Below are 14,644 nucleotides of genomic sequence, written 5' to 3' on the forward strand. Positions count from 1 at the left end.
ATCCATCGGCGATAGCCGGATCGCCGGTTACCGTTTGAAGCTTGAGGCGTACCTTGAACGCAGGCGGATCGGCTGTCTGTCTGTTGGCGCACATCTGCCCCGGCGAGCGCCTGAGTGCCGGGCGGACGCAGTGCGGCAGCGTACAGACCGCAGCGCGCCTGTCGCGCACAGTCCCGTTGCACTGGCGCCGGACGCTCGCGCTGCGGCCCTCTGCCGGAGCGGGGCGACTTTTGCGCCGCCTCGGGAGCCGTCATGCAAACAAGTCCACAGATCGAACAGACCCGGCGACGACGGGTGATCCGGCGTCTGCTGGACGAACTCGCGTCGTGCGATCCGGATGACGACGCCTACGAGCGCAAGCTCGAACTGCTCGGCAGGCGCATCGCGCGGCGCGTTCCGCCGACTGCGGGCCACACAGCGTCCGCTCGCGCAGGCGGGACAGGGCGCAGGTCGCCCCCGGCGTCTGTCTGGCAACCCTTCTGGCGTCGGCAGCGTGCCCGACTGGCGAGGCTGGGCGGCGTGTTGCTGAAGATGGTCAGGGTCGCCTCCACGCGCGCAGCGGACAATCCGCACCGTTCGACGACCGCCCGAACGGACGCACCCGTGGATGACGGTTCCAGTGGTCTGACCGCACCGGACGGCCGGCGGGTCGGTAGGCTGATCGGCCGATTCGGGGCCGGACAGCCGGTCGCGGGCGCCGACTGCCATTACCTGCTGTACGAACCCGCGTTCCGCACCGCAGGGCCGGCGCCGCTGCTGGTCATGCTTCATGGCTGCAATCAGGGGGCAGCCGAGTTTGCCGCCGGCACGCGCATGAACGAGGTGGCAGAAGATTCGGGCGTTGTCGTGCTGTACCCGGAACAGTCGATAGGCGCGCATGCGCTGCGCTGCTGGAACTGGTACGCCTTGCAGGACGTGTCGAACAGCGCAGGTGATGCTGCGTTGATTGCCCGTCTGACGCGCCAGGTGATGCAGGATCAGGATATCGATCCGGCGCGCGTGTACATCGCCGGCATGTCCGCCGGCGGTGCGATGGCCGCCGTGCTGGCGCGCGACTATCCCGGGTTGTATGCCGCGCTGGGCGTGCATTCCGGCATTGCAGCCGGGCGCGCGCACGACGCCGTATCGGCGATGCGCATCATGGCGTCGGGACCGGATGCGCTGCCGCCGGACCTGCTGTCGCCGACCGAGCACGGTGCGCTGCAACTGCCGCGCATCGTGTTCCACGGCGACGCGGACACCACCGTGCATCCGTCGAATGCCGATGCGTTGTACGCCGCACAGGAACCGTCAGGCGATGGTGCGGCGAGCAGGCACGCTTCGTCCGAAGCCACGCCTGCAAGCGACGGGCAACGCGGCTACACCCGTTCCGCCCTGTTTGGTACGTCAGGCGTGAGCCAGGGCGAGCGCTGGATCATTCACGGCGCCGGCCACGCTTGGACCGGCGGCGACGGCACGCAGTCTCACACCGATGCCGCCGGACCGGATGCATCGAGACAGATGATGCGGTTCTTCCTGCAGCATCATCTGAACTCGAAAATTTTGTAGCGGATCCAGCCGACTGCATGCCGCTTCTCATTGCCACCGTGCGCCACGTATCGGCGCACGGGCCATCAGCGCCAGCGCGGTGACGACCCATGCGTCACGAGAAGGACGCTGACTGCTGCCAGACGAACACCGGAGCCCGGCTGTCGGGAATCATGGTTTTACGGGGCGGGTCGCCGGCAGCGCACCCTGCGCGCCTGGCTGACGCGGTCAGGCCCGGAAATGCCGCATTCATTTTGCGGCCGTGGGTGACAGATGACTGCTCGGTGACGCACATGGCTTTTGTGTGTCAGCAGACAGACGGCATCGGGGTGACTGCGTAAGTTGCAATGGCCGGACTTCAAAGGTCCGGGTCCGTCCATGCAGCGGCCGCTCCGGCCGCGCCTGCGACGTGGCGGCAGATCACGAAAAGAGGACACCCATGAACACACTCCGTACCCATGCGCTGGCGCTTGCCATCGGCCTTGCCTTCAGCACGGGCGTCATCGCCGAAACGATGACCAAGGCCGAGCAGAAGGCTGCCAAGGCGCAGATCACGTCCGACTACAAGGCAGCCAGGAAGGCTTGCGATTCGCTGTCCGGCAACGCCGAAGACATCTGCGAGGCAGAGGCGAAGGTCGCCGAAAAGGTCGCCAAGGCCACGCTGGAGGCGAAACGCGCGCCATCCGCTACGGCGGACTACAACGTGCGCGTGGCGCGTGCCGATGCGGCCTACATGGTCTCCAAGGAACGTTGCGACGACCTCGCCGGCAACCCGAAGGATGTCTGCGTCGAGGAGGCCAAGGCCGCGCGCACGACCGCCAAGGCCGATGCGACGGCACAGCTCAAGATGTCGGAAAGCAATACGGCAGCGGGCGAAGCAACGAGTGATGCGCGTGTGAAGGCGGCGGAACAGAACGCCGAGACGCGCAAGGAAGCGAAGGAAGACAAGGTCGACGCCCGCTATGACGTCGACCAGGAGAAATGCGACAGCCTCGCGGGCGACGCGAAGGACCGTTGCATCGACGCGGCAAAGATGCGCGCCGGCAAGTAAGCCAGTCGCGCATGCAGTACCTCGCGGCCACCCGGCCGCGATACCCGGATACGAGGTCACACCATGAATACGAAATCGAATGTTGCAAAGATTGCCATCTGTGCGGCACTGCTTGTCGGCCTGAGCGCCTGCTCGGGCATGTCGGCGCGTGATCGCAACACCGCCATCGGCGCAGGTGCGGGTGCGGTCGGCGGTGCGGTGCTGACCGGCGGCAGCGCGGTCGGCACGGTCGGCGGCGCCGCAGTCGGCGGCCTGATCGGCCGCGAAATCAAGAAGTAGTCTGACTATTGAGCGCTGGCGTGGTGCGGGGGGCATGGGGCGCAACCGGAAGCGGTGCCGCCCCATGACCCCTGTCAGGTGTGTGGTTGAACGATGGAGTTTTCCATGAACAAGAATGCACAAAAGCTGGGTGCGGTGATGGTTGCCGGACTGTTCCTTGCGGTGTTGTCGGGCTGTCAGAAGGAAGGCCCGGCCGAAACTGCCGGAAAGAAACTGGACGCCGCGGTCGGCAATACTTCGGACGCGATCGGTGACGCGACCGAAAAGGCGGGCGACAAGCTCGAAGAAGCCGGCGACAGCATCAAGGATGCGACGCGGGACGACGGGAAGTAACAGGCGTTGCGGCGGGATGCCCGCAGCGCATGCGTTCCGGTCACGTAGTCCCCTCAGTCCGCCGAAGGGCGACGTCGCTGCGGTTGCGTTCGCTGCCGAACAGACACTGTTTGCCGTGCGGCACACGCTTGTCACCGACGGTGGGACCCAACCAGCAGGATGGTCAGCGCTCGATGGTTCCATCCGATCTACAACGCGGCGGGGGCGTCGGGCTGCGCCCACCCGCTGACTGCGCTTTTCCACAGGAGGCAAGATGAATACGGATTTCAACGGTGGTGATACAGGCATCCAGGGCAAGAAGGATGTGCTGGTGAGCGATGTGAAAGCGGTGGTCGGCGACGCCGATGCCCTGGTCAAACAGGTGATCGACAGCACGGCGAGCGAAATTTCTGCGGCGCGCACGAAGATCGAAACGCGTCTGTCCGATGCCCGTGCCGGCCTGGATCGCGCTGCGCATGCGGTGTCGGACAAGGTGCACCGGGCGGCAGACAACACGCGGGTGTATGTCAGCGAAAACCCGTGGAAGGCGATCGGCGTGGCCGCTGCGGCCGGACTGCTGGTGGCGCTGCTGATGCGTCGCCGCTGAACATTGTTGTCATGCACAACGCATGCGGGCGACCTGCCTGCAGCGTTCGGGTTGTAAATGAACATCGAAAGGACACGCAATGAACTGGGATATCGCGGAAGGCAACTGGAAGCAATTCAAGGGCAAGGTCAAGTCGCAATGGGGCAAGCTGACCGACGATCAGCTCGACGTGATTGGCGGCAAGCGCATCGAACTGGCTGGCCGGATCCAGGAAGCGTATGGCATCACGAAGGACGAGGCGGAAAGTCAGATCGAACAGTTTGAAAAGTTGAACGAAGACAGCACCCGAACGCCCGACAGGCTGCCTTGAAACATGTTTGCCCGCGCTGCGCGTCGTCGGTCTGCCGCATCCGGCGACGGTTGGTCGACCGCCTGATCAGTCGCTTTGTATCGGTGCAGCGTTTCCGCTGTGAATCGATTCACTGTGTCTGGGAAGGCAACCTGCGGGTCGCGACAGAACCGTTACGTGGCGATGTATCAGCGAGCCCGGGCGAATGAGTCCGGATCGGACTGCTGACCCGCATCGGGCAGGTACACCGCTTTCGCGGAGCGATGATCATGCATGAGATGCGACACACCATCTTGCTGCTCGAACCCGATGCGGCGCGAGCCGGGCGGATCCGCCTCCTGCTGGCAGGGCCGGCCGCGTCGTGCCTGCGTGTCGAATGGGTCACAACGCTGCCGGATGCACTGCGCTGCCTTCGCCGGCTCGAAATCGAGGTAGTAATGCTCGGCACCGAGTTATGCGAGGGCGAGGGCATCGATACACTCAGACGGATACGGCATGTGAAGCCGGATGTGCTGGTCTTGCTGATGTCCGAGCCCGGTGACGACCCCATGCCGGACAGAGCTGGTTTTGGCGACGCTGCGCGCGGATACCCCGGTTCGAGCCGCGACACAGCGCCCGGGCTTTCGGGTGCGCCCTCGCTGTTGGACACACTGCGCCGTGGCGTCGAGGCGGAAAGACTGCAACGCCTGAACGCCGGCGCGGCGCTGACATCCTGATTCTGTACGCCAGCGCACCGACGCACAACTATGGCACGCGCATGCTGATCATGTTCCGGTCGGCGCCCTCGCATGGCCGGACTTTTCCTGACAGACAGGGTCGCCAAGCGCTGGTTTCGTTCATCGAACGCGAGCGCGCGACGCCTTGCCGAGCGACGTCAGGCGCCCGTACAGCCGTTTTTCAAGGAGTATTTCATGCATGACATCAAACGATATCTGTCGGCCGCCTTTCTGGCCGTTGCACTTGCCGGCGCCGTAGGCTGCGCTGCAACCCCCACGCAATCGGGCACCGGCGGCTACGTGGACGACACGGTCATCACGACCAAGGTCAAGGCCGCCATCCTGAACGAAGAGACGCTCAAGGTCGCCGAGATCAACGTCGAAACCTTCAAGGGCGTCGTCCAGCTCAGCGGCTTTGTCAACTCGGCCGCCGACATCACCAAAGCGGTCGAAGTGGCGCGCAGCGTGGGTGGCGTCAAGTCGGTCAAGAACGACATGCGCCTGAAGTAAGGCGCAGCGGTCTGCAGCAGATCAAGGCCCTTGCGGACATGGTTCGCAAGGGCCTTGTCACGTGCGCAGCCCGAAGCGTCAGATGCGGATTGCGCCGCGTGTCCCCACCCTGCCGGTCGCCTTGTCGAGCAGCGCCTTCACCTCTTCCAGGGTCGGCAGCAGCGCCTTGAATTCGGGTGCCTGGAAGTACAGATTGACACGATGGTTGCCAGATGGCTCGAGCGCGTCGCAGGAAACGAAGTGCTGCGTGCCTTCGCGCGCTTCGGTGCGCTCGTCGATGAGGTCGAATTCGCCGGTTTCGCAGTTGGCGTCGCCGACCCGGGTTGATGAATAGTAAGCCGGGTCGTCCTTCATGATGAGGGCGGTCCAGGCGCTGAGCTGCGCGGGTGTGACCCGTTCGCCGAACGTTTCTATCGTCAGCTGCAACCCCATGCGGTCACCGCTGCGCCCGGCGAGGAACGTGCAGATTTCGGTGTGGGTATCGACCGGCGCGTCGGCCTGGCCCTTGTAAAGATCCAGCACGTCGGTGGCCGGCAGACGCACGATTCCGAAACCCATTTCAGCCAGATCTGCGGTATCCACGAGGTCACACGGTGTCTGATCCGCTTCGCCGGCCGACGCGGTATGGCAGCAAGCAATCGCAATCACCGCCAGGCCGTAGCGGCGTACCGACGTCACATTCACAGTCATGTTCCGTCCTCCCGGGGCAGCAGGGTGGGGCGATGCGGATGTCCGTCTGCATGAAGTGTCGCGCTGCCGTCGCACGCCCGCGAAAACGCAGGCAACGCCACACCATCGTACATCCATTGCGCGCAGGGCTGCGCGCCCGGTACCTGAGGTTCAGTCGAGCGCCAGCACGATGTTGCCGACCACCTGGCCCTGTTCGACCCGGGCGTGCGCGTCGGCGATCTGCGCCAGAGGCAGGCGCTCCGCGATGCGGTGGATCACACGGCCGGTCGCCAGCAGCCGGGTCAGGGTGTCGATCACGGCGCGGCGCTCGGCCTCGTCCAGCGTGTAGACGAGGATCACGCGCAGCGTGATGTTGCGCGCTGCCAGTGCGAAAAAGGGCAGTGCAAACTGCGGCGTTCCACTGCCATAGACGATCCATTCGCCGCCCGGGCGCAGCAGTCCGATGTCCATGACGGCGTTGGCGGCCACATCGACTTCGACGATGCGGTCGACGCCCCGGCCGCCGGTTGCGGCGGCCACCTGCGCGGCGACATCTTCGGTGCGGTAGTCGATGATCCGGTCGGCACCGGCGTCGCGGGCAAGTCCGGCCTTGGCCGCGTTGCTGACGGTCGTGATGACCTGCCGTGCGCCGAGCAGCTTTGCAAACTGCACGGCGTAGTGACCGACCGCGCCCGCGCCGCCCGCCACCAGTACCGATTTGCCTGCCACGCCGCCGTGCGTCAACAGGGCGTGCAGCGCGGTCGTCGCCGGTATGCCGAGGCAGGCGCCCGCTTCGCCGCTGATCGGGTCAGCCAGTGCGACGGCGTGTGCCTGCGGCAGCGTGATGAACTGCGCCGCGGTGCCGCAGGCGCGACCCCATGCCGCGTTCCACAGCCACACCCGCTCGCCGATGCGCGACGCACTGACGCCCGGCCCGACCGCGTCGACGATGCCCATGCCGTCGCTGTGCGGAATGATGCGCGGGAAGGGCATGCCGCCCGCCCTCAGGCCGGCGCGCGCCTTGACGTCGGACGGGTTGACGCCGGACCACTGCAGCCTTACCCGCAGCTCGCCCGTGCCCGGGACCGGGTCGGGCAGCTCGGCCACCTGCAGCACCTGGTGGGCCGGGCCGGTCTGGTCGTAGAAGGCTGCGCGCATGGGAAATGTCCGGTCGGGTGCCGGCGCGTCAGTGACGCTTGCCGGTCAGGTGGGGGAATTCGATGTCCGAGCTGCCGCCGTCGACGAGATCGGCGAGCAGGCGGGCCGAGCCGCAGGCCAGCGTCCAGCCGAGCGAGCCGTGGCCGGTGTTGTACCAGAGACCCGGTATGCGGCTGCGGCCGATCAGCGGCACATTGCCCGGCGTGCACGGGCGCAGTCCGGCCCACGCCTGCGCTGCGTCGATATCGCCGGCATCCGGGCACAGCGTGCGGGTCAGTCCGGTCAGCAGACGCACCCTTTCTTCGTCCACGGTGACCGTGTGACCGCCCAGCTCGGCCAGACCGGCCACGCGGATGGTGTCGCCGAGGCGTGACATCACGATGCGGTGCTCCTCATCGGTGATGCTCACGCGTGGCCCATTCGGACCAGCGGGAAAAGTGATCGAATAGCCCTTGATCGGATACAGCGCCGGGCGCGGCCCGTGCTGTTCAACCAGCGCGCGGGTATGCGTGCCCAGCGAACACACGATCTGGTCGGCGCACAGCAGCCCGCGTACGCCGCGCGCGTCGCGGACCGCCACGCCGCGCACCCTGCCTTCGTGCATGTCGAGGCTGTCTGCCGTGGTTTCGTAATGGAAGGCGACGCCGGCGTCGGCACAGCGCTGCGCCAATGCACGGGTGAAGGCGCAGGCGTCGCCCGATTCGTCGTTCGGCGCGAACAGGCCGCCGATCAGGTTGCGCGTGCTCGATGCGAGCGCGGGCTCGATGTCGATGCAGCGCGCGGCATCGCAGACGTCGATCCGGATGCCGTGCCGGTGCAGGATGCGCGCGCGCTGCTGCGCCCGGGCCAGTTCCTTGCGGTTGAAGAACACATGCAGGATGCCGCTTTCGGTGTGCGCATAGTCCAGCTGCAGGGTGCGCCGCAGCAGACCGAGCTCGACCTGGCTGCGGATGGCCAGCTGCGCCAGCGCGTCCGTGTTGGCCCGCACGCGCCCCGGGCGGCATTGCAGCAGGAACGCGGCCATCCAGCGCCACTGGCGATGGTTGACGGTCGGCGAGAAGCGCACCGGTGCAGTCGAGCGACCCATGCCGCGCAGCCCGATGCCGGGCGCCTGCGGGGTGGCCCAGGGACCGGCGTGGCTGACCGAAATCTGGCCACCATTGGCGAAGCTGGTTTCCATGGCCGGCTGGCTCTGACGGTCGACCACGGTGACGGAATGACCCGCCTGGCGCAGATACCAGGCGGTGGTGATGCCGACGACGCCGGCACCTAGAACAAGTATATGCATGCGGATCCGGTTTTCGAGGACACCTTCAGGACTGCCGTAGCACGCTGCAGGTTCCTTGTGAGCACCGTCGCGGGGCCGGAAATACGATCGAAACCGCAGTCGGCGTGAAATCGTGCGAGGCGTTTCATGGTGCTGTGCACGATAATCGATTTTCTGACCCTACGGAGCCGTACCCCATGTCCCGCATCACCCTCAGCCAGTTCCTGATCCAGCAACAGCGCGACGGCGAGCGCATCAGCGCCGAGTTGCGCTTTCTGGTCGAGGTGGTGGCGCGCGCCGTCAAGGCGATCGGCAACGCGGTGGGCAAGGGCGGACTGACCAATTCGCTCGGTGAAGCGGGCGGCGAGAATGTGCAGGGCGAGGTACAGAAGAAGCTCGACGTGATCGCCAATGAAATCCTGCTCGAAGCGAACGAGTGGGGCGGTCACCTGGCAGCGATGGCGTCGGAGGAAATGGACGCGCCGCACCAGATCCCGAACCGCTACCCGAAAGGTGAGTACCTGCTGCTGTTCGATCCGCTCGATGGTTCGTCGAACATCGATGTGAACATTTCGACCGGCACCATCTTTTCGGTGCTGCGCTGCCCGGATTTCGCCAATGGCGGCGCCGCACCCGTGGATGAAAGCGCCTTCCTGCAGCCCGGTACGCGCCAATTGGTGGCCGGCTACGCGGTGTACGGGTCGGCGACCCAGCTGGTGCTGACGCTGGGCGAGGGCGTGCATGCCTTCACGCTGGATCGCGAAACCGGCAGTTTCGTCAGGACCACGGCCAGCATGCGCATTCCGGATGACACGAAGGAGTATGCGATCAACGCGTCGAATGCGCGGTCGTGGGAGGCGCCGGTCAAACGCTACATCGACGAACTGATCGCCGGCAAGACCGGCCCGCTCGGCAAGGACTACAACATGCGCTGGGTCGGGTCGATGGTGGCCGACGTGCATCGCATCCTGACCCGCGGTGGCATTTTCCTGTACCCGAAGGACACGAAAGACCCGACCAAGCCCGGCAAGCTGCGCCTGATGTACGAAGCGAACCCGATGGCCATGCTGATCGAGCAGGCCGGCGGCGCGGCGACGACCGGCTATCAGCGCATCCTCGACGTGCAGCCGGAAAAGCTGCATCAGCGGGTGCCGGTCATCCTGGGGTCCAAGAACGAGGTCGAGCGCGTGCTGGGTTATCACTCGGCCTGAAATGCGGCCTGAATGGCAGCCTGGCCTTGCCCGGCGGCCAGCCGCCTGAGCATGCCGGCGGCCGCGACGCGGCCGCTCGCCATGCCGGCGGTGAGCAGATAGCCGCCGGTCGGCGCTTCCCAGTCGAGCATTTCGCCGGCACAGAACACTCCGGGCAGCGCCTTGCACATGAGGTCGGCATCGAGCGACTCCAGCGTCACGCCACCGGCGGTACTGATGGCTTCGGCCACCGGCCGGGTGGCAGTCAGGCGCAGCGGCAGGGCTTTGAGGGTGGCCGCGATGCGCGCCGGATCGCTCAGTGCCGCCTTGTCGAGTACCTCGAACAACAATCCGGCTTTCGCGCCGTTGATGCCCAGTCGTCCGGCCAGATGCGACGACAGTGAGCGCGCGCCGCGCGGGTGGGCGGCTTCGGCGAGCACCCGCGCCGACTCGTGCGCCGGCAGCAGATCGAGTGCAATATCGACAAAGCCGTCGGCCTCCAGCCGCTCGCGCAGCGCGGCAGACAGCGCATAGATCAGGCTGCCTTCCAGGCCGCTGGCGCTGACCAGGCATTCCCCGCTGCGCGAGATCGACCGGCCATTCATGTCGGTGAAGCCGATACGCACATTCTTCAGCGGCACGCCCGCGTGCCGCTGCGCAAAATGGTTGCTCCATGCGACGTCGAAGCCGCAGTTCGCTGCGCGCAGCGGCGACACCGCGACGCCACGGCTTTCGAGCAACGTCGTCCAGCTGCCATCGGAACCCAGTTGCGGCCAGCTGGCGCCACCGAGTGCCAGCAGCGTGACAGCGGCCGGTCGGACGACATCGCCGTCCGGCGTGCGAAAACACAGCTGGCCGTCGGCGTCCCAGCCGGTCCAGCGGTGGTGCATGTGGAAGCGCACGCCCGCCGCACGCAGACGTGTCAGCCAGGCGCGCAGCAGCGGCGCGGCCTTGAGGTCGCTCGGAAAGACACGGCCGGATGAGCCGATGAAGGTGTCAATGCCCAGCCCGTGCGACCAGGCGCGCAGGGCGTCGGCGTCAAAGCCGGCCAGCCAGCGCGCGACGTCGTCGCTGCGCTCGCGGAAGCGTTCGATGAAATGTGGCGCGGCTTCACTGTGCGTGAGGTTGAGCCCGCCCTTGCCGGCCAGCAGGAACTTGCGACCGACCGAAGCCTTGCCGTCGAACAGATCGACCCGGATGCCGGCGGACGAAAGGACCTCGGCGGCCATCAGGCCGGCCGGACCGCCACCGACGATGGCGACATCCAGCGCGGGCGGCAGACTGGCGTGCATCAGTTGGCGGACTGGATGAGGCGCATCTCGTTGCTGTCGGCACGCAGCTTGTACGGGCTGGGCGGCACGACCGGTTCGGGCGGTGCAGCGAGGCGCTTGAGCGCTTCGTAGCGGTCGCTCACGCGTGGCACGTAGGCACGCGTTTCCGCGTAGGGCGGCATGCCGCCGTGCCGGCGGACCGCGCCGGCACCGGCGTTGTAGGCAGACAGTGCCAGTTCGACGTCGCCGAAGTCATCAAGCAGGTCGCGCAGGTGGCGTGCGCTGGCACGCAGGTTGTCGACCGGTTTCAGGGCGTCGGTCACGCCATAGGCCCGTGCCGTCGCCGGCATCATCTGCGCCAGACCGAGCGCGCCCTTGGGTGACACGGCGCGCGGGTTGTAGGCGGATTCCGCCTGCACGACGGCATGCAGCAGTTCCGGGTCGATGCCGCCCGCCACCGCCGCCTGTTCGATCTGTGCGGCGAATGGCAGCCCGCTCAATGCCTGCCGCCTGGCTTCCCGCTGTTCCACTTCGCTGACCCGCAACAGTTCCGGCTGAAGCAGGCGGTAGGTCGTGCCATCGCCCAGCCTGAGCTGGTATTCCGAGCCATTTGCATGCGCCAGCAAGGGCAGGCCGGCAAGCAGCAGCACGAACATCCGGCGCATCATGACCGGATGCCTCGGGCCGCAATGTAGCGTGCAAGCAGTACGGCGAGAACGATGCCGATGCCGTTCGCAAGCAGGTCCGCCAGCTCGGCTTCGCGGCCGGGCAGTGCCAGTTGGCGCCATTCGTCGTACAGCGCGATCGCGAATGCGAAGACGGCGCAGCTGTAGAGCCAGCGCTGGCCGAGTGCGAGCCAGAGTGAAAATGCGATGGTGCCGAAGGTGGCCATGTGGGCGAGTTTGTCCCACGGGCCGGGAATCAACCCGACCGCGAGTTCGGTCTCGCCCAGTCTGATCAGACTGGCAATCATCAGCGTGGCGACCGCCATCGCAAGCCACTGGATGACCGGCGGGCGCTTCACGGCTTCAGTACGCATTGCGGTCCTTGAACACCACCGCGACGGTTTTGACGATGATCCACAGGTCAAGGCCGATCGACCAGTTGCGCAGGTATTCCAGGTCGTATTCGATGCGCTTCTGCATCTTGTCGACCGTTTCGGTTTCGCCCCGGTAGCCGTTCACCTGCGCCCAGCCGGTGATGCCCGGCTTGACCTTGTGGCGGACCATGTAGCCCTTGATCAGCTTGCGATAGGTTTCGTTGTGCGCCACGGCGTGCGGTCGCGGACCGACGATGCTCATCCGCCCCTGCACCACATTGATGAACTGAGGCAGTTCGTCGAGCGAGGTGCGGCGCAGGAAACCGCCGAATTGCGTGATGCGCTGATCGTTTCGCGTCGCCTGCTTCACCACTGCGCCGTCGTCCTGCACCGTCATCGAGCGAAACTTGTAGACCACGATTTCACGGCCGTCGAGACCGTAGCGGCGCTGCCGGAACAGGACCGGGCCGGGTGAAGTCATTTTCACGCCGATGGCAATGCCCAGCAGCAGAGGCGAAATGAGCAGCAGGATCAGGCAGGACAGCACCATGTCGCTGCTGCGCTTGACCAGGCCATTGATGCCGGTGAATGGTGTGTCGCACACCGCCACCACCGGCACGCCGGCAACGTAGTCCATGCGGCCCTGGATCAGGTCGGTCAGGAAAATGTCCGGTGCGAAGAACACGCTGGCCGTGGTGTCCTTCAGATCGTCGAGCAACGCGAGGATGCGCGGCTGGCTGGCCATGGGCAACGCGAGATAGATCTGGTCGATGCGCTGGGTCTTCACATAGGCGGCGAGTTCGCTGAGCCGCCCGAGCAGCGGGTGACCGTTGAGCTGGGTGATCCGCTCCGGCGAACGGTCATCGAAATAGCCCAGGCAATGAATGCCGAGGAAGGGGTTGAAGGCAAACTGTTCAGCCAGTTGCACGCCGATGTCGTTGCAGCCGACGATGATGACCCGCGTCTGGTTTTCCACCTGCGCGGCAGACCGTTTCAGATAGGCCCGTGCGGTGAAGTGGGCCACCAGCTGGGTCGCCGGCGCGGCCACGAGCCACGCGCCCACGACGTCGATCGGAAAATTTTCGATGTACTGGCTCGCGTAACCGAAGAACAGCAGGATGAACGCGATCAGCATCCAGTTGATGACGCACTGCCGGAGCACACGACGCGGCCGCATGCTGAGCAGCGACGAGCCCGGAAAGGACAGCGAAAACACCACCAGCGACAGCACGACATAGCGTGCGTCGACCGTATCGCCGAAGTACAGGGCGCACGCAATCAGCGAAAGGATGAGCGACAGCGGGTCGAGGAACATCTCGACCATTCCGGGAAGACTTAGCGGTGCCCGCAATACGGAAGTGTTACGCTCAAACTTGGCGAGCATTGAGATTGAAACCGATGTGTTCAAGCTGGGAGGGTCTTCGGGAAATGCGTCGCCGTAGAATAACGGACTGCAGTTGTTCAATTTTTACGATTTGTGCGTCGGCAAGGAAAGCGTCACAGTCTGCAGCCATACTATTTTAGTGCAATGAATAAAAACCTTTCGCTTCTTCCGCGCTCGCTGCAGTGCCTGCTGATGTTGACCTTCCCGCTGTGTGCGTTCGCCGGGGAGGGCGATGTATTCAGCCTCGTGACGTCCGGTGCCTGGCAGTACCAGGACAACGTGTTCTATCTGCCCGACGGATTCGAGCCGACGTCTTTCGGTCCGAACACGCCGCGCGGCGATCACAGCTGGACGGCCACCCTCGGTTTCACCGCCGACAAGATGGTGGGACGTCAGCGCCTGACTGCGAGCGCCTCGCAATCAGCCGTGCGCTACAACGATCTGACGCTGCTCGACTACGAAGGCCAGAACATTGCCGCCGGCTGGCAGATGCAGGTCGGCAGTGATTTCTCGGGCAATCTTCGCTACACCAACCGCAAATCCCTCGGCGGATTCGGCGATTTCCGGTCGACCGTGTTGGCCAAGAACATCATCGATGCGGAAAGCCTGCGTTTCGACGGTGCATACAAGATAGACGCCTACTGGTCGCTGTTCGGCGGTGTGAGCAAGGACACCTGGCGCAACAGCACGGAAATCCGGCGCCGCAATGATCTGGACATCGAGCGTCTCGAGGCCGGCGTACGCTACACCACGCGCGGCGGCACGCAGTTCGAACTGCTCGGGCGGCGCAGCGATGGCGATTATCCGCAGCGTCTGCCTGTCCTCAACCAGACCAACTCCTACAAGCAGAAGGACATCGAGGCGCGCGTGCGCTGGCAGCCGGTCGGCCACTCGCGATTGTCGGGCGCCATCGGCCAGTCGAAGCGCGAGCACGAAAATGTGCCGCAGCGCGATTACGACGATGTCTATGGCCGGGTCGGCTGGGAATGGCAGCCGACCGGACATACGGCCGTGAATTTCCAGGCCGAACGGCAGATTTCATCGCTGGACGACAACTTTTCCAGCTATTTCCGCACCACCACCTACACCATTGCACCGGTCTGGCAGGCCACCGGCAAGATCCGCGTCGATGGTCGGGCGCAATGGGTCGCGCGCGATGGCGAGGGCGATACCTTCTTTACCGCGCTTGGCGTTGTGGGGCCGTCGCGCGAGGAAGATCTGACCACCTACAGTCTTGGCGCAACGTGGGCGATCGAGCGCAACCTGTCGGCCAATGTCGAGGTGCGCCGCGACGAGCGTGAATCGAACAATCAGTTCTTCCAGTACCGCGTGCGCAGCGTGTCCGCTTCTCTGCAGTACGTTTTCTGACCGCCTT

17 protein-coding genes are annotated in these 14,644 nt (G+C 65.3%); 10 read left to right on the top strand and 7 right to left on the bottom strand.

From position 1 onward, the window contains the following. Nucleotides 1-252 precede the first annotated feature (252 nt). From Q8Q80_RS15265 to Q8Q80_RS15300, 8 genes are all read left to right on the top strand, one after another. Complete coding sequence (locus Q8Q80_RS15265) at nucleotides 253-1,548, top strand: PHB depolymerase family esterase (protein WP_305633735.1); 1,296 nt, start codon at nucleotides 253-255, stop codon at nucleotides 1,546-1,548. Between the two features lie 418 nt (nucleotides 1,549-1,966). Next, complete coding sequence (locus Q8Q80_RS15270) at nucleotides 1,967-2,578, top strand: hypothetical protein (RefSeq protein ID WP_305633736.1); 612 nt, start codon at nucleotides 1,967-1,969, stop codon at nucleotides 2,576-2,578. A 63-nt stretch (nucleotides 2,579-2,641) separates the two neighbouring features. Next, nucleotides 2,642-2,857: a glycine zipper 2TM domain-containing protein gene (locus tag Q8Q80_RS15275; protein WP_305633737.1), complete on the top strand. Its 216-nt coding sequence runs from the start codon at nucleotides 2,642-2,644 to the stop codon at nucleotides 2,855-2,857. A gap of 105 nt (nucleotides 2,858-2,962) precedes the next feature. Then, the gene (locus Q8Q80_RS15280) at nucleotides 2,963-3,190 is read left to right on the top strand and encodes a hypothetical protein (protein WP_305633738.1); all 228 of its coding nucleotides are present in this window, start codon (nucleotides 2,963-2,965) and stop codon (nucleotides 3,188-3,190) included. A gap of 253 nt (nucleotides 3,191-3,443) precedes the next feature. Then, nucleotides 3,444-3,776: a YqjD family protein gene (locus Q8Q80_RS15285; protein WP_305633739.1), complete on the top strand. Its 333-nt coding sequence runs from the start codon at nucleotides 3,444-3,446 to the stop codon at nucleotides 3,774-3,776. 79 nt (nucleotides 3,777-3,855) lie between these two features. Then, nucleotides 3,856-4,086 (top strand): CsbD family protein, encoded by a 231-nt coding sequence (locus Q8Q80_RS15290; RefSeq protein ID WP_305633740.1) that lies wholly within the window; start codon nucleotides 3,856-3,858, stop codon nucleotides 4,084-4,086. Nucleotides 4,087-4,328: 242 nt separating this feature from the next. After that, nucleotides 4,329-4,781, top strand: a complete 453-nt coding sequence (locus tag Q8Q80_RS15295; protein ID WP_305633741.1) for a hypothetical protein — start codon at nucleotides 4,329-4,331, stop codon at nucleotides 4,779-4,781. A gap of 195 nt (nucleotides 4,782-4,976) precedes the next feature. Further along, nucleotides 4,977-5,291: a BON domain-containing protein gene (locus Q8Q80_RS15300; protein WP_305633742.1), complete on the top strand. Its 315-nt coding sequence runs from the start codon at nucleotides 4,977-4,979 to the stop codon at nucleotides 5,289-5,291. A 78-nt stretch (nucleotides 5,292-5,369) separates the two neighbouring features. Here Q8Q80_RS15300 and Q8Q80_RS15305 read toward each other — a convergent pair whose 3' ends face one another. The 3 genes from Q8Q80_RS15305 to Q8Q80_RS15315 all read right to left on the bottom strand — a co-directional run bounded on the left by Q8Q80_RS15305 (nucleotide 5,370) and on the right by Q8Q80_RS15315 (nucleotide 8,406). Next, a complete protein-coding gene (locus tag Q8Q80_RS15305; protein WP_305633743.1) occupies nucleotides 5,370-5,981 on the bottom strand; it encodes a hypothetical protein in 612 nt (203 codons plus the stop codon). Nucleotides 5,982-6,131: 150 nt separating this feature from the next. After that, nucleotides 6,132-7,118, bottom strand: coding sequence for an NADPH:quinone reductase (locus Q8Q80_RS15310; protein ID WP_305633744.1), 987 nt, complete (start codon nucleotides 7,116-7,118; stop codon nucleotides 6,132-6,134). Between the two features lie 28 nt (nucleotides 7,119-7,146). Continuing rightward, on the bottom strand, nucleotides 7,147-8,406 hold the full coding sequence (locus Q8Q80_RS15315; protein WP_305633745.1) for a D-amino acid dehydrogenase: 1,260 nt from the start codon (nucleotides 8,404-8,406) through the stop codon (nucleotides 7,147-7,149). A gap of 176 nt (nucleotides 8,407-8,582) precedes the next feature. Between Q8Q80_RS15315 and Q8Q80_RS15320 the strand changes: the two genes are divergently transcribed. After that, nucleotides 8,583-9,596: a class 1 fructose-bisphosphatase gene (locus tag Q8Q80_RS15320; RefSeq protein ID WP_305633746.1), complete on the top strand. Its 1,014-nt coding sequence runs from the start codon at nucleotides 8,583-8,585 to the stop codon at nucleotides 9,594-9,596. On the opposite strand, the gene Q8Q80_RS15325 is transcribed toward Q8Q80_RS15320, so the two are convergent. From Q8Q80_RS15325 to Q8Q80_RS15340, 4 genes are read right to left on the bottom strand one after another with little or no spacing between them, the layout of a single operon-like run. After that, nucleotides 9,584-10,867, bottom strand: coding sequence for a TIGR03862 family flavoprotein (locus Q8Q80_RS15325; protein ID WP_305633748.1), 1,284 nt, complete (start codon nucleotides 10,865-10,867; stop codon nucleotides 9,584-9,586). The genes Q8Q80_RS15320 and Q8Q80_RS15325 overlap by 13 nt on opposite strands. Continuing rightward, nucleotides 10,867-11,514 carry a lytic transglycosylase domain-containing protein gene (locus tag Q8Q80_RS15330; RefSeq protein WP_371132775.1) on the bottom strand — a complete coding sequence of 216 codons (648 nt, stop codon included), beginning with the start codon at nucleotides 11,512-11,514 and terminating at the stop codon, nucleotides 10,867-10,869. Before Q8Q80_RS15330 ends, Q8Q80_RS15325 begins: the two co-directional genes overlap by 1 nt. Beyond that, nucleotides 11,511-11,885, bottom strand: coding sequence for a VanZ family protein (locus Q8Q80_RS15335; RefSeq protein ID WP_305633749.1), 375 nt, complete (start codon nucleotides 11,883-11,885; stop codon nucleotides 11,511-11,513). Before Q8Q80_RS15335 ends, Q8Q80_RS15330 begins: the two co-directional genes overlap by 4 nt. Continuing rightward, nucleotides 11,875-13,209, bottom strand: a complete 1,335-nt coding sequence (locus tag Q8Q80_RS15340) for an undecaprenyl-phosphate glucose phosphotransferase (RefSeq protein ID WP_305633750.1) — start codon at nucleotides 13,207-13,209, stop codon at nucleotides 11,875-11,877. Before Q8Q80_RS15340 ends, Q8Q80_RS15335 begins: the two co-directional genes overlap by 11 nt. Before the next feature lie 204 nt (nucleotides 13,210-13,413). Here Q8Q80_RS15340 and epsL point away from each other — a divergent pair, with 204 nt between their 5' ends. After that, nucleotides 13,414-14,637, top strand: coding sequence for an XrtB/PEP-CTERM-associated polysaccharide biosynthesis outer membrane protein EpsL (epsL, locus tag Q8Q80_RS15345; protein WP_305633751.1), 1,224 nt, complete (start codon nucleotides 13,414-13,416; stop codon nucleotides 14,635-14,637). Nucleotides 14,638-14,644 lie beyond the last annotated feature (7 nt).

Origin of the sequence: Methyloversatilis sp. (assembly GCF_030698125.1) — a bacterium.
GTDB lineage: Bacteria > Pseudomonadota > Gammaproteobacteria > Burkholderiales > Rhodocyclaceae > Methyloversatilis.

Coding starts and splice junctions, on each gene's coding strand:
- Q8Q80_RS15265 (WP_305633735.1), top strand. CDS start 253: ATGCAAACAAGTCCACAGATCGAACAGACCCGGCGACGACGGGTGATC.
- Q8Q80_RS15270 (WP_305633736.1), top strand. CDS start 1,967: ATGAACACACTCCGTACCCATGCGCTGGCGCTTGCCATCGGCCTTGCC.
- Q8Q80_RS15275 (WP_305633737.1), top strand. CDS start 2,642: ATGAATACGAAATCGAATGTTGCAAAGATTGCCATCTGTGCGGCACTG.
- Q8Q80_RS15280 (WP_305633738.1), top strand. CDS start 2,963: ATGAACAAGAATGCACAAAAGCTGGGTGCGGTGATGGTTGCCGGACTG.
- Q8Q80_RS15285 (WP_305633739.1), top strand. CDS start 3,444: ATGAATACGGATTTCAACGGTGGTGATACAGGCATCCAGGGCAAGAAG.
- Q8Q80_RS15290 (WP_305633740.1), top strand. CDS start 3,856: ATGAACTGGGATATCGCGGAAGGCAACTGGAAGCAATTCAAGGGCAAG.
- Q8Q80_RS15295 (WP_305633741.1), top strand. CDS start 4,329: ATGATCATGCATGAGATGCGACACACCATCTTGCTGCTCGAACCCGAT.
- Q8Q80_RS15300 (WP_305633742.1), top strand. CDS start 4,977: ATGCATGACATCAAACGATATCTGTCGGCCGCCTTTCTGGCCGTTGCA.
- Q8Q80_RS15305 (WP_305633743.1), bottom strand. CDS start 5,981: ATGACTGTGAATGTGACGTCGGTACGCCGCTACGGCCTGGCGGTGATT.
- Q8Q80_RS15310 (WP_305633744.1), bottom strand. CDS start 7,118: ATGCGCGCAGCCTTCTACGACCAGACCGGCCCGGCCCACCAGGTGCTG.
- Q8Q80_RS15315 (WP_305633745.1), bottom strand. CDS start 8,406: ATGCATATACTTGTTCTAGGTGCCGGCGTCGTCGGCATCACCACCGCC.
- Q8Q80_RS15320 (WP_305633746.1), top strand. CDS start 8,583: ATGTCCCGCATCACCCTCAGCCAGTTCCTGATCCAGCAACAGCGCGAC.
- Q8Q80_RS15325 (WP_305633748.1), bottom strand. CDS start 10,867: ATGCACGCCAGTCTGCCGCCCGCGCTGGATGTCGCCATCGTCGGTGGC.
- Q8Q80_RS15330 (WP_371132775.1), bottom strand. CDS start 11,514: ATGATGCGCCGGATGTTCGTGCTGCTGCTTGCCGGCCTGCCCTTGCTG.
- Q8Q80_RS15335 (WP_305633749.1), bottom strand. CDS start 11,885: ATGCGTACTGAAGCCGTGAAGCGCCCGCCGGTCATCCAGTGGCTTGCG.
- Q8Q80_RS15340 (WP_305633750.1), bottom strand. CDS start 13,209: ATGGTCGAGATGTTCCTCGACCCGCTGTCGCTCATCCTTTCGCTGATT.
- epsL (WP_305633751.1), top strand. CDS start 13,414: ATGAATAAAAACCTTTCGCTTCTTCCGCGCTCGCTGCAGTGCCTGCTG.